The organism is Phytopseudomonas daroniae, from assembly GCF_004327285.1.
Classification (GTDB): Bacteria; Pseudomonadota; Gammaproteobacteria; order Pseudomonadales; family Pseudomonadaceae; genus Aquipseudomonas; species Aquipseudomonas daroniae.
On sequence record NZ_QJUI01000036.1, the window covers coordinates 1 to 26,894 of the forward strand.

Below are 26,894 nucleotides of genomic sequence, written 5' to 3' on the forward strand. Positions count from 1 at the left end.
CTGGATTGAGTTCGGCGGTCTGCCGGAGTGCTTGCTGGATGGACATAAAAAAACAGGCTCATGGAAATCCAGGAGCCTGTTTCTATTACCGCAGCCTCGGAGTCAATGCCTTAACTGACTGGCATTACGCCAGCGGCGGGTCTTGTTCAGGCTGAACTCAGGCGAGTTCGTCGAAGCACTCGGCAACGATGGCGATGCCTTTCTCCAGTTGAGCGTCCGGGATGGTGACCGGCATCAGGAAGCGCACCACGTTGTAGTAGGTGCCGCACGACAGAAGGATCAGGCCCTTGTCGCGCGCCTTGGCGACGATCTTGCCGGTCAGCTCGGCAGCCGGCTTGCTGTGGTCGCCGTCTTCGAACAGTTCGATGGCGATCATCGAACCCAGACCACGTACGTCACCGATCACCTTGTGCTTGGCAGCGATGTCGCGCAGGCCGGCCTTGAGCTTCTCGCCCACGGCACTGGAACGGTCGAGCAGCTTCTCTTCGTCGAACACTTTCAGCACGGCCAGGGCCGCGGCGCAGGCGATCGGGCTACCGGCATAGGTGCCGCCCAGCCCCCCGGGCGCGATCTTGTCCATGATCTCGGCCTTGCCGCTGACGCCGGAGATCGGGAAACCGCCGCCGACGGACTTGGCGAAGGTGGTCAGATCCGGGATCACACCCAGTTGCTCGGTGGCGAAGAAGGTGCCGGTACGACCAGCGCCGGTCTGCACTTCGTCAGCGATCAGCAGGATGCCGTGCTGGTCGCACAGGGCACGCAGACGTTTCATGAAGGCTGGCGAGTTGGCGTAGAAACCACCTTCGCCCTGAACCGGCTCGATGATGATCGCGGCGATGTCCTGAGGCTGGGCATCGTTCTTGAAGATGCGTTCGATGCTGGCGATGGACTCGTCTTCGCTCACGCCATGCAGCTCGCACGGTGCCTGGGCGCGATACACACCGGCAGGCATCAGGCCCATGCCGGCGGAGTACGGCGCAACCTTGCCGGTCAGCGACAGGGTCATCATGGTACGGCCATGGTAGGCGCCGGTGAAGGCGATCACGCCAGCGCGGCCAGTGGCGGCACGGGCGATCTTCACGGCGTTCTCGACGGCTTCGGAGCCCGAGGTGACCAACAGGGTTTTCTTGGCGAAATCACCCGGTACGCGCTTGGCGATTTCTTCGCACAGCTCGATGTAAGGCTCGTACGCCAGCACCTGGAAGCAGGTGTGGGTCAGCTTGGTCAGCTGTTCCTGAACGGCCGCGACCACTTTCGGGTGCAGGTGGCCGGTGTTCAGAACGGCGATGCCGCCGGCGAAGTCGATGTACTCACGGCCTTCGACGTCCCACACGGTGGCGTTCTCGGCACGCTCGGCGACGATCGGGTGGATCTGGCCGACGCCACGCGGGACGGCGGCCTGGCGGCGTTGCAGCAGGGATTCGTTGGTCTTGCTCATGGCTTCCTCATTCACCGCTCATCGTCGGTGTGGTTCAAGGATGACGCATCCCGATACAGCCACGGCAGCATGCGATGATCGACTGCCGGGCCTTGCGGGATACAGGGGAAAATACGTACTGGCGCCGCTGGAAAGCGGCGCCAGGTGGATCAGATACTCAGGCAGAGGTACTTGATTTCCAGGTAATCCTCGATGCCGTACTTGGAGCCTTCACGGCCCAGGCCGGACGCCTTGATGCCGCCGAACGGCGCCACTTCGTTGGAGATCAGACCGGTGTTGATGCCGACCATACCGTATTCCAGGGCCTCGGCCACGCGGAACACGCGGCTCAGGTCACGGGCGTAGAAATAGGAGGCCAGGCCGAACTCGGTGTCGTTGGCCATGGCGATCACTTCGGCTTCGTCCTTGAAACGGAACAGTGGCGCCAGCGGGCCGAAGGTTTCGTCCTTGGAGACCAGCGCATTCTTCGGCACGTCGGCCAGAATGGTCGGCTCGAAAAAGGTACCGCCCAGGGCGTGGGTCTTGCCGCCGGAGAGGATCTTGGCGCCTTTGGAAACGGCGTCTTCGATGTGCTCCTTGACCTTGGCCACGGCCTTCTCGTCGATCAACGGGCCGGTGGTGGTGCCATCTTCCAGGCCGTTGCCGATCTTCAGCTTCTCGACCGCGATCTTGAGCTTCTCGGCGAAGGCGTCGTACACGCCGTCCTGCACGTAGATGCGGTTGGCGCACACGCAAGTCTGACCGTTGTTGCGGTACTTGGAGATGATCGCGCCTTCGATGGCCTTGTCCAGGTCAGCATCGTCGAACACGATGAAGGGCGCGTTACCACCCAGCTCCAGCGACACTTTCTTGATGTCCTGGGCACACTCGGCCATCAGTTGACGACCGATTTCGGTGGAGCCGGTGAACGACAGCTTGCGCACGATCGGGTTGCTGGTCAGCTCGCTGCCGATGTCGCCAGCGCTGCCGGTCACCACGCTGAACACACCAGCCGGAATGCCGGCACGGGTGGCCAGCTCGGCCAGGGCCAGAGCGGAATACGGGGTCTGCGAAGCCGGCTTGAGCACCATGGTGCAGCCAGCGGCCAGGGCCGGGCCGGCCTTGCGGGTGATCATCGCCGCCGGGAAGTTCCACGGGGTGATGGCCGCGGTAACGCCGATCGGCTGCTTGATCACGATCAGGCGCTTGTCGGCCTGGTGACCCGGGATGGTGTCGCCATAGATGCGCTTGGCTTCTTCGGCGAACCACTCGATAAAGGACGCCGCGTAGGCGATTTCGCCCTTGGCCTCGGCCAGCGGTTTGCCCTGCTCGATGGTCATCAGGCGAGCCAGATCGTCCTGGTTTTCCAGCATCAGTTCGTACCAGCGGCGCAGCTTGGCGGAACGCTCCTTGGCAGTCAGGGCACGCCATGCCGGCAACGCCTTGTCAGCCGCTTCGATGGCACGGCGAGTCTCGGCCGCGCCCATCTTCGGTACATTACCAACGATCTCGCCAGTGGCTGGATTGTTGACCTTGATGGTCTGTCCGCTGTCGGCATCAGCCCAGGCGCCGTCGATGAAAGCCTGCTGGCGGAACAGTTGGGCGTCTTTCAGTTGCATGGCGGTCTCCTCTATCCTGGCACCACGGTGCCAGGAGATGACGAAAGAAGCTGGGAGCGAACCCAGGTATGGTTGGGTTGGAGCGACAGGTTACCTACTGCCTGGCAGTTCGAACGGAGGGTGACGCCCAGAGTTCAGCTTGGCCAACACCATCGTTTTAAATATCAAACAGATCCTAAGATCAGAAGGGTTAAAGGGCAATAGTCCGTTCAAGAAAATTAACAGACCAGCCGATCACTGGCGCTCGAACAGGCTTTCTTTATAGCCGAAGCCAGCCTTCCCTACCCGCCGAACAAGCCCGCCAGCAGCATGGACGCACGCCAGCGACATGCGTATGATTGCGCCCCGCAACGCACCAGTAGCTCAGCTGGATAGAGTACTGCCCTCCGAAGGCAGGGGTCGTGGGTTCGAATCCCGCCTGGTGCGCCATCCTTTTCCCCTTATCCATCAAGGGGTTAGCGCTTCAGACAGAAACCTGTCCTAGTCCTGAAAGTCGTTTTTGCCACAAATTTGCCACACTTGAACGTGGCGGGAATGGTCGAAATGGCAACAATCAGGAATCGCGGCGAGTATCAGTGGGAAGCGCAAATTCGCCGTAAAGGCTATCCAGCCCAGCGCAAAACCTTCGAAACAAAAGCCGACGCCCAAGCCTGGGCCCGCATGATCGAAAGCGAAATCGATCGGGGTATTTTCGTCTCCCGCGTCGAGGCAGAACGCACCGCCTTTCATGAGCTGATTGATCGCTATATTTCCGAGGTAGCCCCGAAGCACAAAGGTGCTTATTCCGAAATCAAACGTCTCGAAGCGTTGAAGCGTCATCCACTGGCTACTCGAATCGTCGCCACCCTCACCTCTTCCGATTTTGCACGCTACCGTGACGAACGCTTGAAGATCCGCAAGGGCAATACGGTCAAACGTGAGTTAGCGCTGTTTCAATGCGTGCTGGAAGTAGCGCGCCGCGAATGGGGCATTCACCTGGCCGAGAATCCGGTTCGTATGGTCAGCCGACCGAGCTACAACGACGAGCGCTCCCGACGCCTGGCACCGGATGAAGAAGAGTACTTGCTGGCCGCCCTGGAGTATTGCGAGCGCCGCGCAGATGGCACCTACGCCGACGCCTCACACAACCCCTGGATACGCCCCATCGTGCAGCTTGCGCTGGAGACTGCTATGCGCCGTGGTGAGCTATTCCAGCTGCTGTGGAAGCATGTAAGCCTAGATCGCCGGACGGCTCACTTGCCCTCCACTAAGAATGGCCTACCTAGAACACTACCGCTCACACCCAAAGCCGCGCAGTTGCTGAAGGAGCTGCCTAGGTCGCTTTGCGGGCGAGTGTTTCCCACTACTGCTGACGCGCTTAAGAAGGCCTATACGCGCGGCTTAACGAGGGCAAGAACTCGATACCTAGATGATTGCGGCAAAGCACAGGTAACGCCCCAGGAGGGCTTTCTGCTCGACCTACGCTTCCATGACCTGCGCCATGAAGCGACCTGTCGGCTGGCCACCAAACTGCCCAACCTGATCGAGCTGGCCAGTGTGACCGGCCACCGGGAGGTCAACATGCTGAAACGCTACTACAACATCACGGCGGAGGAGTTAGCTGCCAAGTTGGCCTGACATTCAGTCTTGAAACTCAAGCCCCAGGGAGCGAGCCAGCTCCCTGATGTCCCTATCTGTGCCCACTCGACTCACGGCCAGCGCCTCAATCTCTTGCAAGACTTGCCTGTAGCTCTCTTTAAAACAATCGATGATCTGCTCCCGAGTCAGCTCGGCCAGAGACACTCGGCGTTTTACCTTGTTCAGGAGCGTACGAGCGCTGCGCTGAGCCGCCTCGCGTAAATTCGCACTCAGCAATAGATCGCGAAAAACCCAGTCACTAATCCATTTGTTTGCTAGGGCCCAGAAAACCAGCCTCCGGTAGGTCTCCCAGGCCATCCGGGTTTCACCGCTCAAGTAACGCCGAAGTATGCGGCCATCTGCATCCTTGAACCCATACAGTCCCAGTTCAGACAGCTCTCTTTCCAGCACCACTTTGGATAGATCGGCCTTTCGCAGTATCCCCGTGAACAGATAAATCACCATGTCCTGCGGCACGCGTACGACGAAATTTTTCCGACCTGTAGCGGCGTGACTGTGCAACTCGCAAATAACGAGCTCGAAAGCCTCATGAGGTTCGATATCTAAATCGGGTGTGTCGAATGGCTGCATGTACGCATTCTTTGGCTAACAACCGCGTCTGTCAAAAAGGCGTCCTAGTTGTCCAGCTCAGCACTGCCGAAAACTGGAAGCCTTTAAAGCATCAAGGCGACAGCGACCATGAGCATCGATTACGAAACCATCCAGAAAATTCAGAAGCTCGGCGATGACGTGCTGATCGGTGTTGCCGAGGTGGCCGCCCTAACCGGCTTCAGCATCCTGACCGTTCGGCAGCGAAAATTACCCGGGCTTGAACCCGTACCAGGCCTCTCACGCTTGCGCTGGCGTTTGGGAGACCTGCGCCAGTGGATGCGCTCTGGCCCTCAATACCTTTCAACCTCAGCAAAACTGGCAGCAGTGGCAACCACGACCTTAAATCGAGCTGGTCGCCCAACCAAGAAGGAACAGGTGGAGCGCCGTAAGTGAGCGCTCTGACACTCGCTGTTGCTCTGCATGTTCCAGACAGATCAGCGCGCTCAGGCCGGAGCTAAACAGTGGACTTCGGTTGTGGGCCTGAGATCAAGCCAATATCTCAAGGCTCTTCAGGTGCCTCTGCAATGGGGAGAGGCGCGCCAGCCATTGCCGCCAAGCTTGAGGCTAAAGCGGCATCGAAGAAGCAGGGACAGCCCCAAAACACATCAGCCACTAAGGCTCGCCAAATAAAGCCATGGCCCGAGAAAGTACGTGGTGTGCCAAATGCAGCTTTACGGTCGGCATTGTTTGGGGCGATCAAAAAGGGCAGCCGGAACTATCTTGAACGAGAGCATGTTACATCCCTCGATAGGCTGGAAATCTATTACACCGGGTTCCGTCTCGACCAAGGCGACTTGACTGTTTGGGAGAGCGTCTTGCATCTCGCCCGATTGCAGCAGCTGGCGCAGTGCCGCTTCACGGCTTACGCCATGCTTAAATTCATGGGCAAGACTGACACAGGCAAAAATCGGATATTGCTGCACAGAAGGTTATTGCGACTGAAAGCATCCGCTGTAGAGATCACCCAAAATAATTTCACCTATATGGGGAGCCTGATCAAAGAAGCGTACAAGGATGAGGCGACCGCCGAGTATGTCGTGATACTAGACACGAAACTGACTGTGCTGTTTCCAAGTAACGGGTTTACCTATGTGGACTGGGACATTCGCTCTGCCCTGGAAGGTCAACCTCTTGCTCAATGGCTGCATGGCTTCTATTCGAGTCATGCCCAACCCTTCCCGATTAAGGTGGCCACTCTGCATCAACTATGCGGGAGTGAGGCAAACGAAACCTGGAAATTCGCCCAAACATTGCGCCGCGCCCTCGATGCGCTGAGCTCTGCCTGTAAGGCTCATGGCGAGTCATTCAGCTATGGCATTCACGGTGGTCTCGTAGCTGTCGCGAAACAACCCAGCAAATCCCAACAACGACACCTTCTGAAGAGCCCGCAGAAGCCTCGGAAGTAGCAGAAAAATACCGTCCCAGCGGGTAGGTCTTGCCGTTCCGGCGAGTAGCGCTTGCCGTTCGAACGAGTAGGCGAACCCGTTCCAGCAGGTAGGTGACCTATGGTCCGCGCAAAGCTCAAGACCAGATACCGCCGGAGCTTGGGCCATTCGGGGAGGAAGCACTAATCCTTTACTAATCCGTAGTTAATCAGATGGCAACCCGAGTCGCAGGGGTGCTCCCTTGAGATCGCGGTATCTTGGCAACCAAATATGCCGATGATTGAGTGACAACTCACTCCTTTCTGCTACCAGTGCTGGCTTTGCCGTCAGAAAGCAGACCTACTTGTCTGGCTTACTGAAAGCAGGTGCCTCAATTCGCCGACGCTTACCCTCTCCAGGCTTTTTACGCATTGCCTCACGGAGCCGCTCTGCATCCGCAGCGACGACGTCTGGAGGCCCTTCCCTGATAAACCGTATCAACTGTTCACGATTGATACGTTTGTTCTCCGCGATCTCTTCGTAACTGCTATCGGATTGGCGAGGCGGGCCCATTAGATATCCCTCTGGAGGTGCATGATTGGACGCTATCATTCATTCCGTTTCGGAGCTCAAAAATATCCCTAAATCGTTCTCCGATCCGTTCGTACTAGAGCTTCGCATCCATCCGTTTGTTGTTGGTTACGCGGGTCATATTCCGAGGTAACTCATGTTCGAGGTTCGCTGTATTTCTCGCTTGCAGATCTGAACCTAACGCTTTCGCAAGCTTCTCTCTGCGTCATATGTCGATGCAGAGGGTTCATGCTGGACAAGGTAGGGTTTGTACTCCCGCCATGAATGGCAGGAGTACAACCGGCAATGCCGCAGTCGTTTCACTCCCTTGCTTTGCCTACCACCTCAGCTCAGGGCAAGCCCCGAGACCCCGCACGCTAATGAAGATGACAAGGGATGGGCACCGTTAGCACAATTTCTCGAATGCACTGGTTCTAGGCGTCGAATGCCGCTGCCAACCTAGCCTCTGTGGCAGATACTTCGGACGGCCTCAGTACGATGCTGAATACGGGCACCTGAACGTTGCGAGTCAGCATCTCTAGGCGGTGGTTACGCTTTCCGACAGGAACAATCCGCCAAGAGACGATTTCATCTAGTGGAAAGAAATGCTCTGCACCATGGACGGGGTAGGCCAGCAGGCTACGTGCTGACCCGTCAATGCCTAGGTAGGCATCGTTCATCTTCGCAAATATCTCTACCTGCGGTCGGAAGCCTTGGGCTTGGAATTGTGCAGCTAGCTTTTTCAGCTTCTGGGAATAATGCTGATCAATTCGCCTAAAAAGCCAAATCCCCCCTAAAAAATACAAGACCAAAATCCAGAAAAGCCAGCGAACGACAGGATCAGCGCCGCCGCTCATGCCTAGAAAAAATGCTAGGTTGAACCCACAAAGCACTATGACAACCAGGAGCAGCAGTCCAATCGGTATGCACCCGACAGCCCAAAGCACCCGCAAGATATCCATTAACGATCTCATTCTTCGTCCTCGTGTAGTGAGCGACGCAAAGTTATCTGAAAATCAGATATCTTAAAAGCAGATATAGCTTGGCAAGCCGCCCCCTACGGATATGCGGCAATGACCAAGGCTATCTACAGGCCCGAATACGAGGTTTTTCTTCAGCATCTCAAGCGACTGCGCATTGAGTCTGGCTTGACTCAGGCCGAATGCTCTGCAGCGCTAGGGAGGCCGCAATCCTTCATGAGTGACATTGAGCGGGGAGTGAGAAGGTTGGATATCGTGCAATTGCGCGATCTATGTCTGGTGCTAGGAACTGACTTGGCTAGCTTTTCCAAAGCTTATGAACAAGCTCTCGGTGCAAAGTGATGTATGCAGCCGCCATTGGCATCTGAGGGTGGTAGCAAGGCTACCGAGTCCAGTCCGGCCGGCGCATCGAACGCGAAGCTCAGCGTTGATGTGGCTGGCCCTACGGCCCATCGAACGCTGCGCATTAAAGCCGCGCAGAGCCGATGCCCCACTTTAATAGGCTGCAACCGCCTCAACGTACGATATGTGCCCAGACGACTCCCGTTGCCATAGCGTGTGGGTCACAATAACCAGATATTGAGTGAATCGAGTTGGCAAGATGACGCAAAAAGAAAATCAGATCGAAAAACGCCTGATCGCCAAGTTAACCGATCTTAAATATACCCCCCGCGGTGACATACGCGACAAGGCCACGCTTGAGCAAAACTTTCGCAAGAAATTTGAGGCCTTAAACCGTGTCAATCTCACGGACGCCGAATTCGCCCGTTTGCGCGACGAGATCATCACCGCCGATGTGTTCACGGCCGCACAGGCCTTGCGCGAGAAGGGCAAATTCACCCGCGAGGACGGCACCCCGCTCGAATACATGCTGGTGAATATCCGGGACTGGTGCAAAAACGAGTTTGAGGTCATCAACCAGCTGCGCATCAATAGCGACAACAGCCACCACCGCTACGACATCATCATCCTGATCAACGGCTTACCGATGGTGCAAATCGAGCTGAAAACGCTGCAAATCAGCCCACGCCGCGCCATGGAGCAGATCGTCGACTACAAAAATGATCCCGGCAACGGCTACACCAACTCACTGCTTTGTTTCATGCAGTTATTCATCGTCAGCAACGAAAGCGACACTCGCTACTTTGCCAACAACCGTAACCAGCACTTCAGCTTTAACGCCGAAGAACGCTTTTTGCCCATCTACCAGCACGCCGACGATAAAAACAACAAAATCGCTCACCTACATGACTTTGCCGACGACTTCCTCGAAAAGTGCAGACTGGGCCGCCTGATCAGTCGCTATATGGTTCTGGTGCAGAGCGAGCAAAAAATCCTCATCATGCGCCCGTATCAAATCTATGCGGTCAAAGCCATTGTTGAATGTATCCACCAAAATCGCGGCAACGGCTATATCTGGCACACCACCGGCAGCGGTAAGACGCTCACCTCGTTCAAGGCCTCCACCCTGCTGAAAGACAACCCCGACATCGAAAAATGCATGTTCGTGGTCGACCGCAAAGACCTCGATCGCCAGACCCGCGACGAATTCAACAAATTCCAGGAGGGCTGCGTCGAGCACAACACCAACACCGAAGCGATGGTGCGCCGCATGCTCTCAGACGACTACGCCGACAAGGTGATCGTCACCACTATCCAGAAGCTGGGCCTAGCGCTGGACGAAAACAGCAAACGCAATAAGGCAAAACAAAAAGAAGGCAAACAAACCTACAAGGAACGCCTCGAACCTCTGCGCGACAAGCGTGTCGTTTTTATCTTCGACGAATGCCACCGCTCCCAGTTCGGCGAGAACCACAAGGCCATCAAAGAATTTTTCCCCAAGGCGCAACTGTTCGGCTTTACCGGCACACCCATCTTTGATGAAAACGCCACCTACCAGCAGTTCGATTGCAATGTCGGCTCCTTCAAAACCACCAAAGACATCTTCGAAAAAGAGCTGCACGCCTACACCATCACCCACGCCATCGATGACAAAAACGTGTTGAGTTTCCACATCGATTACTTCGGTAAGGAGGGGGATAAAAAGCCTAAAAAGGGGCAAACACCGCCGCCCGAAGCTGTGATCAACGCAATACTGCAAAAGCACGACAGCGCCACCAACCAACGCCGCTTCAACGCGATACTGGCCACGGCCTCCATCAACAACGCCATTGAATACTACGAGCTATTTAAAACCATGCAGGCAAAAAAGCTGGCCGAAGATGAAACCTTCGAGCCTCTTCACATCGCCTGCGTCTTCTCTCCACCGGCAGAAGGCAACAAGGACGTGCAGCAGCTACAAGAAGACCTTGTGCAGGAAAAGGAAGACAACAAGCAAGAGCCGGAGAAAAAGAAGGCCGCGCTCAAGACCATCATTGACGATTACAACTGCCAATACGGCAGCAACCACACCATCAACGAATTCGACCTTTACTATCAGGACGTACAGCAGCGCATCAAGGATCAGAAGTACAGCAACGCCGACTACCCACGCAAAAACAAGATCGATATCACCATTGTGGTGGATATGCTGCTCACTGGCTTCGACTCCAAATACCTAAACACCCTGTACGTGGATAAAAGCCTCAAACACCACGGTCTGATTCAGGCCTTTTCACGCACCAATCGCGTGCTCAATGACAGCAAGCCCTGGGGCAATATTCTCGATTTTCGCTATCAGGAAAGCGAAGTAGACGACGCCATCGAACTGTTTTCCGGGGCGGCCATCGACCGGGCGCGGGAAATATGGCTGGTCGACCCCGCCCCTAAGGTAGTGGAACAGTATCAAGCAGCCGTAGACGAGCTAGAAACCTTTATGGCCGGCAAGGGGCTGCCTTGTGAACCATCGCAAGTGGTCAACCTCAAGGGCGATACCGCTAAGGCGGAATTCATCAACCATTTTAAAGAAGTCCAAAAGCTCAAGACCCAGCTAGAGCAATACACCGACCTTGATGACCAGAGCAAAGAGATCATCGAGCAAAAACTGCCAACCGACACTCTGCGCGGCTTCAAGGCCATGTACCTCGACACCGCTCTGGAGCTCAAGCGCAAGCAAGGCAGAGGCGATGAAACCTCTCCAGAGGTGGAGCAACTGGAATTCGACCTGGTGCTATTCGCCTCCAGCCTCATCGACTACGACTACATCATAGGGCTGATTGCCAAATCCACCCAGAAGACCGGCAAGCAGAAGATGACCCGCGTCCAGCTCATTGAGCTGATCAGCGCCAACGCCAACCTGATGGAAGAGCGCGAAGAGATCATCGCCTATATCAACAGCCTGCAAGCCGGAGAAGCACTCAATGAAAAAGAGATCCGCTCAGGCTATCAGGCGTTCAAGGCGCAAAAGGCCGCCGCAGATCTGGCCAACCTCGCCGATACGCACGGCCTGCAAACCGCAGCGCTGCAAGCCTTCGTCGATGACATCATGGGCCGCATGATCTTCGACGGCGAACAGCTTACCGACCTGCTTGCGCCGCTAGGGCTGGGTTGGAAAGCACGACGTGAGGCCGAATTGGCGTTGATGGAAGACCTGCTGCCTTATCTGCAAAAACTCGCAGGCGGGCGTGAGATTTCGGGGTTGAATGCATATGAGTAAGCGAGAGAACATGGGCTTAGTACCGGAACTACGCTTTCCTGAGTTTCGGGATAAAGGGGAATGGGAGGTAAAAAAATTGGGCGATTTAATCTCTACGATTACCCCGCCTAAAAGGCTGCTAACAACTGATTATTTATCAAATGGCCTGATACCTATTATTGACCAATCTCAAAGCTATATTAGCGGCTGGACAAATGATGCCGCCGCGATCATCGATGATCAATTGCCGCTTATTATTTTCGGCGACCATACTTGCATACTAAAACTGGCGAACCAGCCATTTGCTCAAGGAGCAGATGGAATCAAGATAATTAAGCCGAACAACTCTATTCAAACAGAGTTCTTGTATCAAAGCCTCCAGTTCAGACCGCTAGTGATGGAGCAGTATAAAAGACATTTCTCTACTCTTAAAGAAAGGAAAATCGCTTATCCAGATCAAGATACAGGTGAACAGCAAAAAATCGCCGACTGCCTCACCTCCGTCGATGAGTTAATCACCGCCCAATCCCAAAAACTCTTATTCCTCAAGGCCCATAAAAAAGGGCTAGTTCAGCAACTTTTCCCCGCCGTAGGTGAAACCGTGCCTAAACTCCGCTTTCCTGAGTTTAGGGATAAAGGCGGGTGGAAATTGCAGAAACTCGAAGGGTTAGCAAAAAGAGGCTCTGGACATACACCAAACAAACAAACGCCCAGCTATTACAATGGCGGAATTAAATGGGTGTCGCTTGCCGATTCGAAAAGACTTGATAATCGATACATATATAGCACCGAAATTGAGATTTCGAAGGAAGGGATTGAGAATTCATCCGCTGTACTTCATCCCGCGGGCACTGTAATTCTTAGCCGTGACGCTGGCGTGGGGAAAAGTGCTGTACTGCACTCAGCAATGGCTGTAAGCCAGCATTTTATTGCTTGGACTTGTGATGAATCCAAATTATCAAACTGGTTCCTGTACTACGTCTTGCAAACTTTGAAGCCAACTTTTGAAATGATTGCTGCTGGAAACGCCATTAAAACCATTGGACTGTCATACTTTAAAGAACTATGCATACCAGCCCCATCCATTAATGAGCAACAAAAAGTTGCCAATTGCCTGATCTCCATCGACGGACTCATCACCGCTCAATCCAAAAAACTCGACAGCCTTAAGGCTCATAAAAAAGGTTTGATGCAGCAGCTCTTCCCTAATCCCGAGCTTAGCGACTTATGAATGGACTTCATACCTACCAGGATTTGAGCAAACTAGTTACCCGGCTACGCGACGACTTAAACAACAAGGAGTTGCTTCTTCTTTATGCTTATAACCGCACCGGAAAAACTCGACTCTCCATGGCATTCAAAGATCGCGGCAAGCGTAGAAATAATGGCAATGCCGATACACTTTATTTTAACGCCTTTACCGAAGACTTGTTTATATGGGAGAACGACCTCGAGAATGACTCAACTCGCGGCTTGAAAGTAAACTACAACTCAAGATTTTTTGATGGATTTACCAACTTAGGCCTTGAGCCAACAATAGATGAATACCTCAAGTGCTATGCTGATTTCGATTTCGATATTGAATACAAAGAAGTTCAGCAAGGGGGTGAGACTTTTTCTAAACCCAGTTTTGTAAGTTTCAGCAAGGAGGGGGAGGCTAATATAAAAATATCCCGAGGTGAGGAAAAAATCTTTATTTGGTGTCTCTTCATGGCCATTTGTGAGCGCATTCTTGACGGCCACGAATCTTATCAGTGGGTGAAGTACCTTTACATTGACGACCCGATTTCTTCCCTCGACGACAATAATGCCATCGCTGTTGCCTGCGATCTCGCCATACTCCTTCGCCGTGCCACCAACCGTAAAGACGAGAATGACGTCTCTGCCCCCATTAGGGTCATCTTTTCCTCCCACCACTCACTCTTTTTCAATGTCATGTGCAACGAGATCGGCAGGTCGAAGGAAGGGGAACCCAGTGTGAGACACAAGCGCTACTTCCTACATCGTCCCAACAGCGAGGGTAGATACACCTTGCGCGCCACTGAGGATACGCCTTTCTTTCACCATGTTGCTTCGCTCGTCGAACTACAAAAAGCAGCCGAGCCTGGCACCGGCACTCTCTACACGTTCCACTTCAACGCGCTGCGAAGCATCATGGAGAAGACCGCTGCCTTTTTTGGTCATTCGGATATCTCTTTTTGCCTAAAGGCCCTCGATGACGACGAGAATAGGGCGCTTTTCAACCGTATCCTCAACCTACTCAGCCACGGCAAATACGCCATTCACGAACCAACTCTAATGGGTGAAGACAACCAAGTTCTCTTCCGCCAGATTCTCAACAGCTTCATCAATCATTTTAAATTCGATCTGCCGGAAATTCTCGGTGGGTCCACAACCGTGGCAACACTATGACCAAAGAACAACTTAACCAGCTCGGTAAAACGCTCTGGGATATTGCCGACCAGTTGCGCGGGGCGATGAATGCTGACGACTTTCGCGACTATATGCTGTCGTTCCTGTTTTTGCGCTACCTTTCTGACAACTACGAGATGGCGGCAAAAAAGGAACTGGGCAAAGACTATCCCATACCGCAAGCGGGAGACAGGCGCGCACCGCTGGCAATTTGGTACGAAAAGTACACCGAAGATACCGAAGACTTTGAAAAGCAAATGCGCCTCAAGGTGCATTATGTGATCGAACCGCAATTTCTCTGGAGCAGCGTTGCTGAGATGGCGCGTACGCACCATGCCGATCTGCTGGATACCTTGTGGAAGGGTTTCAAATATATCGAGGAAAAATCATTTGAGAGTACCTTCCAAGGGCTGTTTTCGGAAATAAACCTGCACTCCGAGAAGCTGGGCAAAAAACCAGCAGATCGTAATTCCAAGCTCTGCACCATCATTCAGAAGATCGCCGAAGGCATTTCTAAATTCAGTACCGACACAGATATTCTGGGCGATGCTTATGAGTACCTTATCGGGGAATTTGCCGCAGGCTCCGGCAAAAAGGCAGGCGAGTTCTACACCCCGCAGCAAGTTTCCACAATTCTTTCCGAAATCGTCACACTGGACAGTCAAGAACCGGCCAACGGCAAAAAGAAAAAACTGAACAAGGTGCTGGACTTCGCCTGTGGCTCCGGCTCGCTACTGCTGAATGTGCGCAAGCAGCTTCGTAAAGAGGGCGGTACAGCCGGCAAGATTTACGGGCAGGAAAAAAACATAACCACCTACAACCTGGCGCGCATGAACATGCTGTTGCATGGGGTGAAGGATACCGAGTTCGAGATACACCACGGCGATTCTCTGCTCAACGATTGGGACATCCTCAATGAAATGAATCCGGCCAAAAAGCTGCAATTCGACGCAGTGGTCGCCAATCCGCCCTTCAGCTATCGCTGGGAACCCAACGAAGCATTGGGCGAGAATTTTCGTTTCAAAAATTATGGCCTTGCTCCAAAGTCCGCAGCCGATTTCGCCTTTCTGCTGCACGGTTTTCACTTCCTAAGTGACAGCGGTGTGATGGCGATTATCCTGCCCCACGGCGTGCTGTTCCGTGGCGGTGCGGAAGAGCGCATCCGCACCAAGTTACTCAAGGGCGGCCATATCGACACCGTTATAGGACTGCCGGCCAACCTGTTTTTTTCGACTGGCATCCCTGTCTGCATTCTTGTTTTGAAGCGATGCAAAAAGCCGGATGACGTGCTGTTTATTAACGCCAGCTCTGAAGGCAATTTCGAAAAGGGTAAACGGCAAAACCGTCTGTTGCCGGAACACATCGACAAGATCGTCAGCACCTACCAATTCCGTAATGAAGAAGTTCGCTACTCCAGGCGAGTGTCGATGGACGAGATCAAGAAGAATGGTTTCAACCTGAATATTTCCCGTTACGTCAGCACCGCCACGTCAGAGGAAGAAATTGATTTACAGGCGGTGAATACGGAATTGAAGGAGATCGAAAAACGTGCTGCAAAAGCGGCTGAGACTCACAATGCCTTTCTAAAAGTTTTGGGACTGTCGCCGATTTAGTCAAAATGCATAGTCGTGTAGCTGGAACTATCTAGTCTCCAGCTCCCACGACACCCCGTACTGAGCCGTCGGACCGATTGCAGCTTGCCGCGACCGGAGGGCTTGGACCGTTCTCTGCCAGTCACCGCCTCGGCGAATATTGGCCAATCCGTTTGCAAACGGTGGTCAGCACGAATGCCATTGATTGGACGGTGAAGCAATTCGACGGCCAAATACGATGTGATTACGCAGCAGGTTTTTGCAACGAGTGATGCCACAAATTTGCCACACTCGCCCCGCTAACCGGGGCGAAAACACGCTAACACCCGCTACGGCAACCCTTTGATTTTCCAGCTAATCAGCGCTAACGTATTGATTCTAAACGTCGACTTTTAGGACTCCGAAGGCAGGGGTCGTGGGTTCGAATCCCGCCTGGTGCGCCAGACAGACAAAGATAGAAGGCTCAGGTGAAAACCTGGGCCTTTTTCGTTTAGATCCCCCAGCTGTCACCCGCTTAGCCCCGAAAGCTTGGATTACCGACAGCTACGGCGTTGAAACCTTCACTTACCACCCGACTCGCGCTGTCCGTTTTCTGAGTTGTCTGTTGCGGCAGAGAAGACACCGTCGATGCCCTCTGCTGGCATCACTACTTTCTGAGCTGCCGTATAGGCAGCTAATCCCAAAAACCGGAAATAACAGCGTCTGCAAGATTAGATTTCGCACTCACCTACCGACAAAAGCACTTATCGAAATCAACAGTTTCTGCCCAGCCCATTATCTTCTATATAGTTATCGGAAATGCACGGTAGGTAAATTTTCCAAAACAGTAACGTGTTTATCGTCATGCGGCATTTCAATCCACATCAATAGCATCTGCCCCCTCCAGAAACTTCTGCCGCAATAACGTCTCACGGGTAATCGCGACCAGCGCATCGATCTGCATATCGGGCATTTCCGTCATATAGGAAAGACAGAATCGGGCCGGCGGGATAGGTGGGTCGCAGGGCAGGGTTTTCAGCAGGTTCAGGGCGAGCATTTCGCGGATCAACGGCACGGGTAGGATGCCGATGGCGTGGCCGGCCGAGACCAGCTTGGCCATGAAGCTCAGCGAGTTGCTGGAGTGAAAGGCTTCCGAGGGTGCATTGCCGCCTTTCAGCCAGTTTTCGACGACTGAATACAGGGTCGAGGGGGCGGAGTGGCTGACGATGGGGTGGCCGGCGGCGTGCTCCGGCAGGAAGGGATCGGCGTCGATGCCCAGTTGTGGCGAGGCGACCCACTGGAAGGTCATCCAGCCGATGAAGATATCGGTGACGTCCTCACGGGTGGCGGGGTTGGTGAGCAGCGCCAGGTCGAGCTCATGGTCGTTGAGCTTGCGGTTGAGCACCGCGCCGACGTCAATGGTGATTTCCAGGGTGATCTCGGGAAAGTGCGCCTTGATCTCGGCGATCACGGCGGTCAGGCCGACCATCGCCGAGCATTCGTCGGCGCCGAGGCGCAGCCTGCGGTGCTGCTTCTGCTTGGCGGCGAACTGCTCGAGCTTCACGCTGCTGTTGAGCGCCAGTTCGGCGTGGCGCAAGGCGATATGGCCATCGGCGGTGAGCGTCATACGCTGCTTGCTACGGTCGAACAGCTTCACGCTGAGCAGCGATTCCATCTCCCGAATCCGCGAGGAAATGGCCGGCTGAGTGAGGTGAAGATGGCGTGATGCAGCATGTACACCGCCCAATCGGGCAGTCCAGTAGAAGGCCTCGATCTGCATCAGGGTAATTCGCATGATAAAAATCTTCCCCTTCTCTGTTCGCTGATTTTTATTATCGCCACAAAAACATGCCTGTTAGGATCGAGTTAAATCTCTTGCCCAAAACGAATAATTAAATAGCGCATGTATATTATCGAAGCACTCCCCGACGCGATTAATCCAGAAGAACTTTCCGTTCTTTTACGAGCCGAGCCTGCCACTATCGGGCATTTCATTACTACCGGCATATTGAACCCGAAAATAAGAGCGCACTTCGAAAATGTACGCATCGTCGGTACGGCGGTCACGGTGAAAATGCCGGGCGCCGACGGCGGGATCTTACATTACGCGATGGGTTGCGCGAGGCCTGGTGATTTTCTGGTCGTCGACCGCTGCGGCGAGAGCGTGACCGCTGCCATGGGTGGCGCCATGGCCTATGCCGCCAAGCAGGCGGGCATCGCCGGGATCGTCATCGACGGTTACGTCACCGACCTGGGCGAGATTCGTCAGCATGGCGTACCGGTCTGGTCATGGGGCGCCAGCGCCATCACCACGCGGGTGAAAGGCGAGGAAGGCGAATTCTGTACCGCGGTGCAGTGTGGTGGCGTCGTAGTTCGGCCGGGTGATGCGGTGATCGCCGACGAGAACGGCATCGTCATTCTGCCGCCCGCCCAGGCACTGACCCTCGCCCGCCGTGCCATCGAGTTCCAGGAAAACGAGAAGCACACCCTGGCGCACCTGGCTCAGGGTGAGAAGTTTCCCGACGTGGTGGGCTCGCGCCCGCTGATCGACGCGGCCATCGGCAAAGCACGCTGATACCGCAGTTCCACCGATAGACCGGCATCACTGCGCGCAAGGTCAGGCACCACGACAATACCAATACTGACCCGCTGCACTTTCATCAGGTTTCTGCCCCGTAGCTCCCCCAAAAGAACAACAGGACTACCATGAAACTGTACTCGCTCCCCAGGGTGATCCTGGCTGCGCTGGGCTGCTCGATTGGCGCCAGCGCGCTCGCGGACGATGCGTCGTCCATCCATTTCAATGTGGTCGGTGGCGGTAGCCACAACTACACCTTTCGCGCCGTCGAGCGCCCGTTCTGGAATGAAACCCTGCCCGCCAGTTCGGGCGGCAAGGTCACTGCACGCCTGATGGGCCTGTCGGAAAGTGGCCTCAAGGGGCCGGAGATGGTTCGCGTGCTGCGCTCCGGCGCGGTCGAGATCGGCATGGGTGTGTTCGCCTTCGTGGCGGGCGACGATGCGGCCTTCGAGGGCATCGACCTGCCCGGCATGGCGGCCGACATCGACACCTCGCGCAAGATCGCCAATGCCTACAAGCCGGTGCTGGAGGCACGCATGGCCGAACGCCACGGCGCCAAGCTGCTGGCGACCGTGCCCTATACCGCGCAGGTGTTCTTCTGCCGCGATGCCGTGAATAGCCTGGACGATCTCAAGGGCCGCAAAGTCCGGGTACGAGGCCGCAACATGGCCGACATGGTCGGCGCACTCGGCGGCTCGCCGGTCACGCTGCCCTTTGCCGAGGTGGTCACGGCCATGCAGACCGGCGTCATCGACTGCGCGGTAACCGGCATGGGCTCGGGCAATGCCGCCAAGTGGTACGACGTGGCGAGCCATGTCTACGACCTGCCGGTGGACTGGTCGATCGGCTTCTACGCCATGGGCCTGCAGCGCTGGCAACAGCTCTCCCCTCACGTGCAGCAACTGCTGCAGACCCAGGCTCAGGTGCTGGAGGATGCCCTGTGGACGGAAACCGCCAGGGAGAACCGCTATGCGCTGGCCTGCAACACCGGTGCGGCCGACTGCCAGATTCACCACCCTGCCGACATGCAGGCCAATGCGCCCAGCGACGAGGAGCGCGCCAAACTGCGCGCCGTGGTGCTGCGCATCGCCAATGACTGGGGCACGCGGTGCGGCGCCGACTGCGTGCAGCAGTGGAATGCCACGGCGGGCAAGGCGATTGGCATCAGCCTGAAAGATCCCTGAGCACAGCGAAGGCCTCGCCCGATGCAGCGCTTGCCGCGCTGACCTCCAACCGTTCGCGGAGAAACCTGCTCATGCAACGAACCAATACTTCGAGCCTGCGGCTCATCAATCGCATCGCCAAGGTCAGTGCCTGGGTGGGCGGCATCGCGCTGATGGGCTCGGCCCTGATGATCAGCATCGACCTGCTGCTGCGCCGCCTGTTCGGCTTTTCCATGGGCGGCGCCGACGAGATCGCTGGTTACGTACTGGCCATCGTCAGCGCCTGGGCGTTCCCCATCGCGCTGCTCAAGCGTTCCCACCTGCGCGTGGACATCATCTACTCGCGCCTGTCGCTCAAGCCCAAGGTCGGCCTCGATCTGCTGGCACTGGCCGGCATGGCGCTGTTCGTCGGCACGCTGCTGTTCCATGTCGGCGGGGTGCTGTGGGATTCCATCGCCTATCGCTCGATTTCCACCACGCCGCTGCAGGTGCCGCAGTGGATTCCCCAGTCACTGTGGTTCGCCGGGTACCTGTTCTTCGCCACCACCATTCTGGTGCTGGCCTACAACAGCGTGATTCAGCTGCGTCAGCAACGCTGGGCGGCGGCCAACGCACTGATCGGCATCAACTCCGTCGAGGAGGAGATCGAAGAAGAATCGCACTCCGGCCATCCTCACGACATCACCAGGGAGGGCCGCTAGATGTTGGTTTTTACGCTTGTCGTACTGCTGGGCCTGCTCGGCCTGAGCGTGGCCGCAGCGGTCAGCGTTGGCCTGCTGGGCATGTCGCTGGCCGAGCTGTTCTCGGCGCTGCCACTGAGCAACGCCATGGGCGAAATCGCCTGGAGCACCGGCGCCGAATTCCTGCTGGTGGCCATTCCGCTATACATCCTGATGGGCGAGTTGCTGGTCTGCTCGGGCGTGGCCGGGCGCATGTACAGCGCTGCCGACAAGTGGCTGTCGTGGCTGCCAGGCGGCCTGATGAACTCGAATATCGGTGCCTCGGCGCTGTTCTCCGCCACCAGCGGCTCCAGCGTGGCCACGGCGGCGACCATTTCGACCATCGCCCTGCCGGAACAGGAACGCAAAGGCTACCCGGCACCGCTGTTCCTCGGCTCGATCGCGGCGGGCGGCACCCTGGGTATCCTGATTCCGCCCTCGATCAACATGATCCTGTTCGCCTTGATCGCCAATATCTCAGTACCCAAGCTCTATCTGGCAGCGACCATCCCCGGCCTGCTGCTCTGCGTGATGTTCGTGGCGATGATCGTGATCACCTGCATGATCTGGCCGAAGCTCGGCGGCACCCGACAGCACGCCACCTGGGCCGAACGCCTGGCGAGCATTCCCGACCTGCTGCCGCCGCTGGCGATCTTCGTGCTGGTGGTCGGCGCCATCTACAGCGGTTTCGCCACCGCCAGTGAGTCAGCGGCACTCGGTGTGCTGGCAGCGTTCGGCCTCGGCCTGTGGCGCCGTAACTTCACCTGGCAGAACCTGGGCCAGGCGTTCGAATCCACCATGCGCACCAGCGGAATGATCATCTTCATCACCCTGTCGGCGTTCTTCCTCAACTTCGTGCTGTCGGCCATCGGCCTGACGCCCACGCTGGTCAGCTTCGTCACCGACCTGGATATGTCACCGATGGCCACGCTGCTGGCGATCATCCTGTTCTACATCGTCCTCGGCTGCTTCATGGACACCCTGGCGATGCTGATCACCACCGCGCCGCTGGTGGTGCCGGTGGTCGTGGCGCTGGGTTTCGACCCGTTGTGGTTCGGGGTGATCCTGATCGTGCTCTGCGAGATGGGGCAGATAACACCGCCGTTCGGCATGAATCTGTTCGTGGTGCAGAGTATTCGCAATAAAGGCAACTTCATGGATGTCATCTATGGGGCGCTGCCGTTCTGCCTGGTTCTGCTCTTGCTTATCGCGCTATTGATCCTGTTTCCGCAACTTGCACTTTGGCTTCCACAATTCGCATGATGTTATCGATGCGTACCCTGCACATTGGAACGATCAAAATTAATTAAATATGCAGACCAGATAAAACACTGCGCAAAAGAATTTGCAATGTTCACCACTTCATCTGACGGCGCCGAGCAGAAATTCTGCCGGACGCCGCAGCGCAGGCACCACAAGCCGCTTGGCCCGCGGCGGCGCTCGGCTGCCTGTCCGTTTATATGCTGCTGATAGTTGCAAGATAATAATGCGTAAAATCGCGATTTTTATTGGTGCGTGCGCGCTATTGAAGTGCAAAAAGCACAGGCATCTGCCGTTTTTATCAGCCTAATAAAAACATTGAATCCGACTCTTTCGGCAGTTCCGTTGACACTCGAGGGCAATCAGAAAAGAATCAACCACCGCGTATGACAACATACGACTAATAACAAAAAGGTGATACATGCCCGCCTATTCCACCACGGCCAACGCTGCCGTGCCGGACACTTCCACGAGTGCCGAAAACAATTACCAAGCAACTTCCTTACTTCGCTCATCTGCCCATTTACTGGAGAGAGCACCGTGAAAAGCATTCTGACTATCTACTTCGCCGCGCTGAAAGTACTGATCGTTTCCAGCCTGGTCTGTATCACCCTGTTGATCTTCTTCAACGTCGTACTGCGCTACGGCTTCAACTCCGGACTGTTCTTCAGCGAGGAGATCTCGCGGCTGGCATTCGTCTGGCTGGTGTTCGCCGGGGCCCAGCTGATGCTCCACGAGAACGGCCATATCGGCGTCGACATCGTGACCAGTCGCGTATCGCCAACCGTCGGCAAATACCTGCTGCTGCTCACCCAGGTACTGATGCTCTACGTCACCTGGCTATTCCTGGAGGGCAGCTGGAAGCAGACGCTGATCAACCTGCATGTCGGGGCGCCATCGACTGGCGTGTCCATGGCGCTGTTCTATGGTGCAGGGCTGGTGTTCTCGGTGCTCAGCGCAGCGCTGATCACCCTGCAGATGATCGACAACCTGAGAAAACCGGCGGGTAGCTACAACCCACAGACCGCCGAACCCGACATCCACGTCGCACCCACCACCCAACCTGGGGTACTGAAGTAATGGCCCTCACCGTCTTCGTCGGCGTGCTGATGGCCGCCATCCTCATCGGCGCACCCATCGCCTACGCCCTGATTCTCTGTGGCGTTGCACTGATGTGGCTGCTGGGGCTGTTCGATGGCCAGATCATCGCGCAGAACATCATCAACTCCGCCGGCAGCTTCCCTCTGCTGGCCATTCCGCTGTTCATCATCGCCGGTGAGGTGATGAACAGCGGCGGGCTGTCCAAACGCATCATTAACCTGGCCATCGCCATGGTTGGCCACCTGCGTGGCGGCCTCGGTTACGTGACTATCTTCGCGGGCGTGCTGCTGTCCAGCCTGTCCGGCTCGGCACTGGCCGACGCAGCTTCGCTGACCGCGCTGCTGCTGCCGATGATGGTCATCGCCGGCTACAACAAGAACCGCTCCGGTGGCCTGATCGCCTCGGTCTCGGTGCTCGGCTCGATCATCCCGCCGAGCATCGGCTTCGTGGTGCTGGGCGTGGCTTCCGGCCTGTCGATCACCAAGCTGTTCCTCGCCGGCATCGCTCCAGGGCTGATGATCGCCCTGGCGCTGTGCGTGGCCTGGTGGCTGGTATCGCGCCGCGACACCGACGTGAAATTGAGCCCCAAGGCATCCGGTAAGGAGCGCGCCAAGGCCTTTGTCGACAGCATCTGGGCGCTGATGCTGCCGGTGATCATCGTCGTCGGCCTGCGCTTCGGCGTGGTGACGCCGACCGAAGCGGGCGCCGTGGCCAGCGTCTATGCCCTGCTGGTTTCCGCACTGGTGTACCGCGAACTGAACCTGAAGGATCTAAGCGAGCTGTTGTTGCGTGCCGGCAAGACCACCGCAGCAGTGATGTTCCTGGTCGCCGCGGCGTCGATCCCGGCCTGGATGATCACCATTGCCGACATTCCCGGCCAGATCATCGACCTGATCGCGCCGGTGATGGACAACCCGAAACTGCTGATCCTGGTGCTGATGCTGCTGATCCTGGTGATCTCCATGGTCATGGATCTGACCCCCACCGTATTGCTGCTCGCACCGATCCTGGTGCCGGTGGTGACGGCGGCGGGCATCGACCCGATCTATTTCGGCGTGCTGTTCATGATCAATTGCTCCATCGGCCTTATTACCCCGCCCGTGGGTACGGTGCTCAACGTCGTCTGCGGCATCGGACGAATGCGCTACGAAGCGCTGCTCAAGGGCACCTTCCCGTTCCTGATCGCCGAAGTCATCGTGCTGTTCCTGCTCGTGGCCTTCCCCGATCTGGTCACAGTCCCCGCGCAATGGTTCGCCAAATAACAACAGCCAACAAAAAAGGACTCCACCATGAAAAAGCAACTGACCGCACTCGCTGCATTGCTGCTGGCCAGCAGCCTGAGCTTCGCCGCCGAGTACAACTCGCACACCATCAAATTCGCCGCCACCAGCCCGAAAGGCACGCCGCCGGCCATCGGCATGGATCTGTTCGCCAAAAAAGTCAGCGAGCGTAGTGGCAGCAAGATCAAGGTACGCACCTTCCCCAACGGCGTGCTGGGTGGCGACGTGCAGGTGCTGTCGTCGCTGCAGGGTGGGGTCATCGAGATGATGACCTGGAACGCCGGGCTGATGCTCAACCACGTCACCGACTTCGGCATCCTCGACTTCCCATTCCTGTACACCGACACCGCCAAGGTCGACGCCATGCTCGATGGTGAAATCGGCAAGATGCTCACCGACCAACTGCCGCAGCAGAACCTGGTCGGCCTGGCGTTCTGGGAGCTGGGGGTGCGCAACCTGACCAACAACAAACGCCCGGTTGAGAAGCTCGAAGACATCGCCGGCCTGAAGATCCGCGCTCAGCAATCGCCGCTGTTCCTCGATGCGTGGTCGGCCCTCGGCGCCAATCCGACACCTCTGCCGTTCACCGAAGTGCACACGGCGCTGGAGACCGGCACGGTCGACGGCCAGGAAAACCCGGCGGCGCTGATCCTCGCTTCCAAGTTCAACGAGGTGCAGAAGTACCTGAGCCTCACGCATCACAACTACAACCCGCAGATCGTCCTGATCGGCAAAACCTTCTGGGACAAGCTCAACGACGACGAGAAGAAACTGCTCAGCGACGTGGCCATGGAGGTGCGCCTCGAGCAGCGGCAGATCTCCCGCGAAGCCGACAGCAAGGCCATCGCTGAGCTGGAAGCCTCAGGTATGCAGGTCAACGAAGTGCCGGATGAAGAAGTCGCCCGCATTCAGGAAAAAATCCGTCCGGTCATCGAAAAGTACGCTGCCAAGATCAACCCGGAGCTCGTGAAGAAAGTTTACGAAGCCATGGACATCCCCCAGCCATAAGCACCGCAGCGTCGCTGCACGAACAAGCGCGCCAGGCCACTCGGGCGCGCTCTGCCAGTAAAAGAGGAAACCCATGAAAATTTCGGTTGCGCAGATACACCCCATTCCCGGCAACCCGACCCAGACCATCGAGAAAGTCGCCGAAGTCTCGCGCCAGACAGCCCGCGAAGGTTCGCGCCTGATCGCTTTTCCAGAATGCCTGCTCACCGGCGGCTCTTTCGACAGCCGTGACGATCTGGAACGTGGCGCTATCGAGGTCGAGGCGCTGGCCCCTTTGCTGGCCGTGAGCGCGGAGACGGGCATCTATATCATCGCCGGCTTCTACGAGCGCCGCCCTGACGCCATCTTCAACACTGCAGCGCTGATCGGCCCTGAAGGCATCGTCGGTCTGCACCGCAAGCGCCACCTGCCGTTCATGATCGGTGACCGTTTCACCGACACGCCGGAAGAGTGGACGCCGCCGGTATTCGATACCGAGATCGGTCGTATCGGCATAGCCATCTGTTATGAGATCCGCTTTCCGGAAGTGGTGCGTACCCTGGCCCTGGAAGGCGCCGACATCGTCGTGCTGCCGGCTGCCTGGCCAGAGCAGGCGCGCATGCTGCCGGACATCTTCAGCACCGTGCGGGCAGCCGAGAACATCGTCTACTTCGTGGCCCCGAACCGTAACGACATGGACGGCGGCATGCAATTCATCGGCATGAGCCACATCATCGAGCCGTCCGGCAAGACGCTGGTACGTGCTGGTGCGGAAGATGGTGCATTCACCGTCGAGATCGATGTGGAGAAGGCCCGCAACAAGTCGCTGATCCGTGAACCCGGCGTGTTCGAAGTGCATCCTTTCCGCGATCGCCTGCCCGATACCTACCGCATCTGAGGTGACCTGATGACCAGCACGCTCAAACAGTTGATGGCCCGCTCGCACACCTATGGCATGAACATCTACGGCACTTCGTCGATGGCCATCGAGGTCGCGGGAAACTGGGGTCTGGATTTCGTTTTCATCGATGCAGAGCACACCTCGCTGGGTGTCGACCGCGACATGGAAAAGCTCATCCTGGCGGCCAAGTGCTCCGGCATCCATAGTCTGGTGCGCGTACGCGGCACCCTTGAGTGGGACATTCGCAAGGCGCTGGAAATGGGCGCATCGGGGGTGATCATTCCGCAGGTTCACGATGCCGAGCAGATGCGCACCATCATCCGCTACAGCAAATTCCCGCCCATGGGCCGCCGCGGTGGAGACAGCTCGGTACGCTCAGCCAACTACGCGGGGCCGAACTTCGACTGGGGTAATTATACAAAGGCGGAGAACGATCGCACGGTAATCGTACCGATGGCGGAGAGCTACGAGTTCTTCGACAACATCGACGAGATCCTCGACGTTGAAGGCATCGACGCTGTGCACTTCGGCCCGGCCGACTACTCGCTGTCGCGCCATTTGCCAGTCGACTATCGCCTTGGCAATCCCGAAGTGCTGCAACGCCTGGAGCTGCTGATCGAGAAATGCCACGCACGCTCGATCCAGGTCATGGTGCCTTGCTTCCCGGCCGACGGCGAAACCGCAAAGCGCCTGATCGAGATGGGCAGCGACATGTTGCTTATGGGCAGTGACCTGTCCTGGCTCAACCAGGCTGGGCGCAGCATCGCTGCGGTCAAGGAACAGCTGCAGTAACTGATCAAACCACCAAACGACGAAGCCCGCTATATGCGGGCTTCGTCGTTGTTGAGCCTGGAAATTACAAGGCATCGTTGCACTCAGCGCGTGGACGGATCTGCTGCCCCGGGTTACGCCTTCGGCTAACCCAGGCTACAGAGCCATCCCAGGGCATCCGTAGGGTGGAAGACGCTCCACCCTTCCACCCTTCCACCACGAGCCCACCACCACGCTAAGGCCGTACGGTTGCTTCTTCCGTAGCCTGGGTTAGGAGCTGCGGGGGCGCCTAGCCTTGCCGGCGAGCCGCGGTTCAAGAGCCTCGCCGGCAAGCCGACTCCGGCGTGCGACCTGTAGCTTGCCCGCACACGCTCGCTCCCTGCCTGCCTGCGGCCTTT

General features: G+C 56.6%; 22 protein-coding genes and 1 tRNA gene. 18 read left to right on the plus strand and 5 right to left on the minus strand.

Translation table 11 applies throughout. The annotated features are described in order from the left end of the window. Positions 1-157: 157 nt before the first annotated feature. Both gabT and gabD read right to left on the minus strand, forming a co-directional pair. Complete coding sequence (gene gabT, locus DNK06_RS24005; protein WP_131182477.1) at positions 158-1,438, minus strand: 4-aminobutyrate--2-oxoglutarate transaminase; 1,281 nt, start codon at positions 1,436-1,438, stop codon at positions 158-160. Between the two features lie 149 nt (positions 1,439-1,587). Continuing rightward, positions 1,588-3,036: an NADP-dependent succinate-semialdehyde dehydrogenase gene (gene gabD, locus DNK06_RS24010; RefSeq protein WP_131182478.1), complete on the minus strand. Its 1,449-nt coding sequence runs from the start codon at positions 3,034-3,036 to the stop codon at positions 1,588-1,590. A gap of 352 nt (positions 3,037-3,388) precedes the next feature. Between gabD and DNK06_RS24015 the strand changes: the two genes are divergently transcribed. Then, a tRNA-Arg gene (locus tag DNK06_RS24015) sits at positions 3,389-3,465 on the plus strand. A gap of 114 nt (positions 3,466-3,579) precedes the next feature. Beyond that, positions 3,580-4,653 carry a site-specific integrase gene (locus DNK06_RS24020; protein WP_131182479.1) on the plus strand — a complete coding sequence of 358 codons (1,074 nt, stop codon included), beginning with the start codon at positions 3,580-3,582 and terminating at the stop codon, positions 4,651-4,653. A 3-nt stretch (positions 4,654-4,656) separates the two neighbouring features. Here the strand turns inward: DNK06_RS24020 and DNK06_RS24025 are convergent, their stop codons facing one another. Next, a complete protein-coding gene (locus DNK06_RS24025) occupies positions 4,657-5,244 on the minus strand; it encodes a hypothetical protein (protein ID WP_131182480.1) in 588 nt (195 codons plus the stop codon). Positions 5,245-5,352: 108 nt separating this feature from the next. On the opposite strand from DNK06_RS24025, the gene DNK06_RS24030 reads away from it, so the two are divergent. Together DNK06_RS24030 and trfA are read left to right on the plus strand one after the other, a co-directional pair. Further along, entirely contained in the window at positions 5,353-5,658 is a 306-nt protein-coding gene (locus tag DNK06_RS24030) for a helix-turn-helix transcriptional regulator (protein WP_131182481.1), read from the plus strand. Positions 5,659-5,726: 68 nt separating this feature from the next. Beyond that, the gene (trfA, locus tag DNK06_RS24035) at positions 5,727-6,671 is read left to right on the plus strand and encodes a plasmid replication initiator TrfA (RefSeq protein WP_242674768.1); all 945 of its coding nucleotides are present in this window, start codon (positions 5,727-5,729) and stop codon (positions 6,669-6,671) included. A 962-nt stretch (positions 6,672-7,633) separates the two neighbouring features. Here trfA and DNK06_RS24040 read toward each other — a convergent pair. Then, positions 7,634-8,161, minus strand: coding sequence for a hypothetical protein (locus DNK06_RS24040; RefSeq protein WP_242674767.1), 528 nt, complete (start codon positions 8,159-8,161; stop codon positions 7,634-7,636). A 111-nt stretch (positions 8,162-8,272) separates the two neighbouring features. Between DNK06_RS24040 and DNK06_RS24045 the strand changes: the two genes are divergently transcribed. The 5 genes from DNK06_RS24045 (at position 8,273) to DNK06_RS24065 (ending at position 15,778) form a co-directional block, all read left to right on the plus strand. Then, the gene (locus tag DNK06_RS24045) at positions 8,273-8,521 is read left to right on the plus strand and encodes a helix-turn-helix domain-containing protein (protein ID WP_131182483.1); all 249 of its coding nucleotides are present in this window, start codon (positions 8,273-8,275) and stop codon (positions 8,519-8,521) included. A gap of 259 nt (positions 8,522-8,780) precedes the next feature. Continuing rightward, positions 8,781-11,774, plus strand: coding sequence for a type I restriction endonuclease subunit R (locus DNK06_RS24050; RefSeq protein WP_131182484.1), 2,994 nt, complete (start codon positions 8,781-8,783; stop codon positions 11,772-11,774). Next, the gene (locus DNK06_RS24055) at positions 11,767-12,984 is read left to right on the plus strand and encodes a restriction endonuclease subunit S (RefSeq protein WP_207390041.1); all 1,218 of its coding nucleotides are present in this window, start codon (positions 11,767-11,769) and stop codon (positions 12,982-12,984) included. The genes DNK06_RS24050 and DNK06_RS24055 overlap by 8 nt, the downstream gene beginning before the upstream one ends. After that, the gene (locus DNK06_RS24060; RefSeq protein WP_131182486.1) at positions 12,981-14,165 is read left to right on the plus strand and encodes an ATP-binding protein; all 1,185 of its coding nucleotides are present in this window, start codon (positions 12,981-12,983) and stop codon (positions 14,163-14,165) included. The genes DNK06_RS24055 and DNK06_RS24060 overlap by 4 nt, the downstream gene beginning before the upstream one ends. Beyond that, positions 14,162-15,778 (plus strand): type I restriction-modification system subunit M, encoded by a 1,617-nt coding sequence (locus tag DNK06_RS24065; RefSeq protein ID WP_131182487.1) that lies wholly within the window; start codon positions 14,162-14,164, stop codon positions 15,776-15,778. The genes DNK06_RS24060 and DNK06_RS24065 overlap by 4 nt, the downstream gene beginning before the upstream one ends. Before the next feature lie 832 nt (positions 15,779-16,610). Here the strand turns inward: DNK06_RS24065 and DNK06_RS24070 are convergent. Beyond that, complete coding sequence (locus tag DNK06_RS24070) at positions 16,611-17,531, minus strand: LysR family transcriptional regulator (RefSeq protein WP_131182488.1); 921 nt, start codon at positions 17,529-17,531, stop codon at positions 16,611-16,613. Between the two features lie 108 nt (positions 17,532-17,639). Between DNK06_RS24070 and DNK06_RS24075 the strand changes: the two genes are divergently transcribed. The 9 genes from DNK06_RS24075 to DNK06_RS24115 all read left to right on the plus strand — a co-directional run bounded on the left by DNK06_RS24075 (position 17,640) and on the right by DNK06_RS24115 (position 26,517). After that, entirely contained in the window at positions 17,640-18,311 is a 672-nt protein-coding gene (locus DNK06_RS24075; protein ID WP_131182489.1) for an RraA family protein, read from the plus strand. Positions 18,312-18,442: 131 nt separating this feature from the next. Next, complete coding sequence (locus tag DNK06_RS24080; protein ID WP_131182490.1) at positions 18,443-19,498, plus strand: TRAP transporter substrate-binding protein; 1,056 nt, start codon at positions 18,443-18,445, stop codon at positions 19,496-19,498. 71 nt (positions 19,499-19,569) lie between these two features. After that, entirely contained in the window at positions 19,570-20,178 is a 609-nt protein-coding gene (locus DNK06_RS24085; protein WP_131182491.1) for a TRAP transporter small permease subunit, read from the plus strand. Next, positions 20,179-21,459: a TRAP transporter large permease gene (locus tag DNK06_RS24090; RefSeq protein ID WP_131182492.1), complete on the plus strand. Its 1,281-nt coding sequence runs from the start codon at positions 20,179-20,181 to the stop codon at positions 21,457-21,459. It begins immediately after the preceding gene. Positions 21,460-21,996: 537 nt separating this feature from the next. Then, positions 21,997-22,536: a TRAP transporter small permease gene (locus tag DNK06_RS24095; protein WP_131182493.1), complete on the plus strand. Its 540-nt coding sequence runs from the start codon at positions 21,997-21,999 to the stop codon at positions 22,534-22,536. Next, positions 22,536-23,819 (plus strand): TRAP transporter large permease, encoded by a 1,284-nt coding sequence (locus DNK06_RS24100; protein ID WP_131182494.1) that lies wholly within the window; start codon positions 22,536-22,538, stop codon positions 23,817-23,819. The genes DNK06_RS24095 and DNK06_RS24100 overlap by 1 nt, the downstream gene beginning before the upstream one ends. Before the next feature lie 27 nt (positions 23,820-23,846). Next, positions 23,847-24,845, plus strand: a complete 999-nt coding sequence (locus tag DNK06_RS24105) for a TRAP transporter substrate-binding protein (protein ID WP_131182495.1) — start codon at positions 23,847-23,849, stop codon at positions 24,843-24,845. Positions 24,846-24,918: 73 nt separating this feature from the next. Then, on the plus strand, positions 24,919-25,722 hold the full coding sequence (locus DNK06_RS24110; protein WP_131182496.1) for a carbon-nitrogen hydrolase family protein: 804 nt from the start codon (positions 24,919-24,921) through the stop codon (positions 25,720-25,722). 9 nt (positions 25,723-25,731) lie between these two features. Continuing rightward, on the plus strand, positions 25,732-26,517 hold the full coding sequence (locus DNK06_RS24115; protein ID WP_131182497.1) for an HpcH/HpaI aldolase family protein: 786 nt from the start codon (positions 25,732-25,734) through the stop codon (positions 26,515-26,517). Positions 26,518-26,894: the final 377 nt, after the last annotated feature.

Excerpts from the sequence above, each read along its gene's own strand:
- DNK06_RS24080 (WP_131182490.1), top strand. The coding sequence starts at position 18,443 with ATGAAACTGTACTCGCTCCCCAGGGTGATCCTGGCTGCGCTGGGCTGC.
- DNK06_RS24020 (WP_131182479.1), top strand. The coding sequence starts at position 3,580 with ATGGCAACAATCAGGAATCGCGGCGAGTATCAGTGGGAAGCGCAAATT.
- gabT (WP_131182477.1), bottom strand. The coding sequence starts at position 1,438 with ATGAGCAAGACCAACGAATCCCTGCTGCAACGCCGCCAGGCCGCCGTC.
- DNK06_RS24055 (WP_207390041.1), top strand. The coding sequence starts at position 11,767 with ATGAGTAAGCGAGAGAACATGGGCTTAGTACCGGAACTACGCTTTCCT.
- DNK06_RS24070 (WP_131182488.1), bottom strand. The coding sequence starts at position 17,531 with ATGCGAATTACCCTGATGCAGATCGAGGCCTTCTACTGGACTGCCCGA.
- DNK06_RS24075 (WP_131182489.1), top strand. The coding sequence starts at position 17,640 with ATGTATATTATCGAAGCACTCCCCGACGCGATTAATCCAGAAGAACTT.
- DNK06_RS24115 (WP_131182497.1), top strand. The coding sequence starts at position 25,732 with ATGACCAGCACGCTCAAACAGTTGATGGCCCGCTCGCACACCTATGGC.
- DNK06_RS24040 (WP_242674767.1), bottom strand. The coding sequence starts at position 8,161 with ATGGATATCTTGCGGGTGCTTTGGGCTGTCGGGTGCATACCGATTGGA.
- DNK06_RS24090 (WP_131182492.1), top strand. The coding sequence starts at position 20,179 with ATGTTGGTTTTTACGCTTGTCGTACTGCTGGGCCTGCTCGGCCTGAGC.
- DNK06_RS24060 (WP_131182486.1), top strand. The coding sequence starts at position 12,981 with ATGAATGGACTTCATACCTACCAGGATTTGAGCAAACTAGTTACCCGG.
- DNK06_RS24030 (WP_131182481.1), top strand. The coding sequence starts at position 5,353 with ATGAGCATCGATTACGAAACCATCCAGAAAATTCAGAAGCTCGGCGAT.
- DNK06_RS24025 (WP_131182480.1), bottom strand. The coding sequence starts at position 5,244 with ATGCAGCCATTCGACACACCCGATTTAGATATCGAACCTCATGAGGCT.
- DNK06_RS24100 (WP_131182494.1), top strand. The coding sequence starts at position 22,536 with ATGGCCCTCACCGTCTTCGTCGGCGTGCTGATGGCCGCCATCCTCATC.
- DNK06_RS24105 (WP_131182495.1), top strand. The coding sequence starts at position 23,847 with ATGAAAAAGCAACTGACCGCACTCGCTGCATTGCTGCTGGCCAGCAGC.
- gabD (WP_131182478.1), bottom strand. The coding sequence starts at position 3,036 with ATGCAACTGAAAGACGCCCAACTGTTCCGCCAGCAGGCTTTCATCGAC.
- DNK06_RS24085 (WP_131182491.1), top strand. The coding sequence starts at position 19,570 with ATGCAACGAACCAATACTTCGAGCCTGCGGCTCATCAATCGCATCGCC.
- DNK06_RS24050 (WP_131182484.1), top strand. The coding sequence starts at position 8,781 with ATGACGCAAAAAGAAAATCAGATCGAAAAACGCCTGATCGCCAAGTTA.
- DNK06_RS24045 (WP_131182483.1), top strand. The coding sequence starts at position 8,273 with ATGACCAAGGCTATCTACAGGCCCGAATACGAGGTTTTTCTTCAGCAT.
- DNK06_RS24110 (WP_131182496.1), top strand. The coding sequence starts at position 24,919 with ATGAAAATTTCGGTTGCGCAGATACACCCCATTCCCGGCAACCCGACC.
- DNK06_RS24065 (WP_131182487.1), top strand. The coding sequence starts at position 14,162 with ATGACCAAAGAACAACTTAACCAGCTCGGTAAAACGCTCTGGGATATT.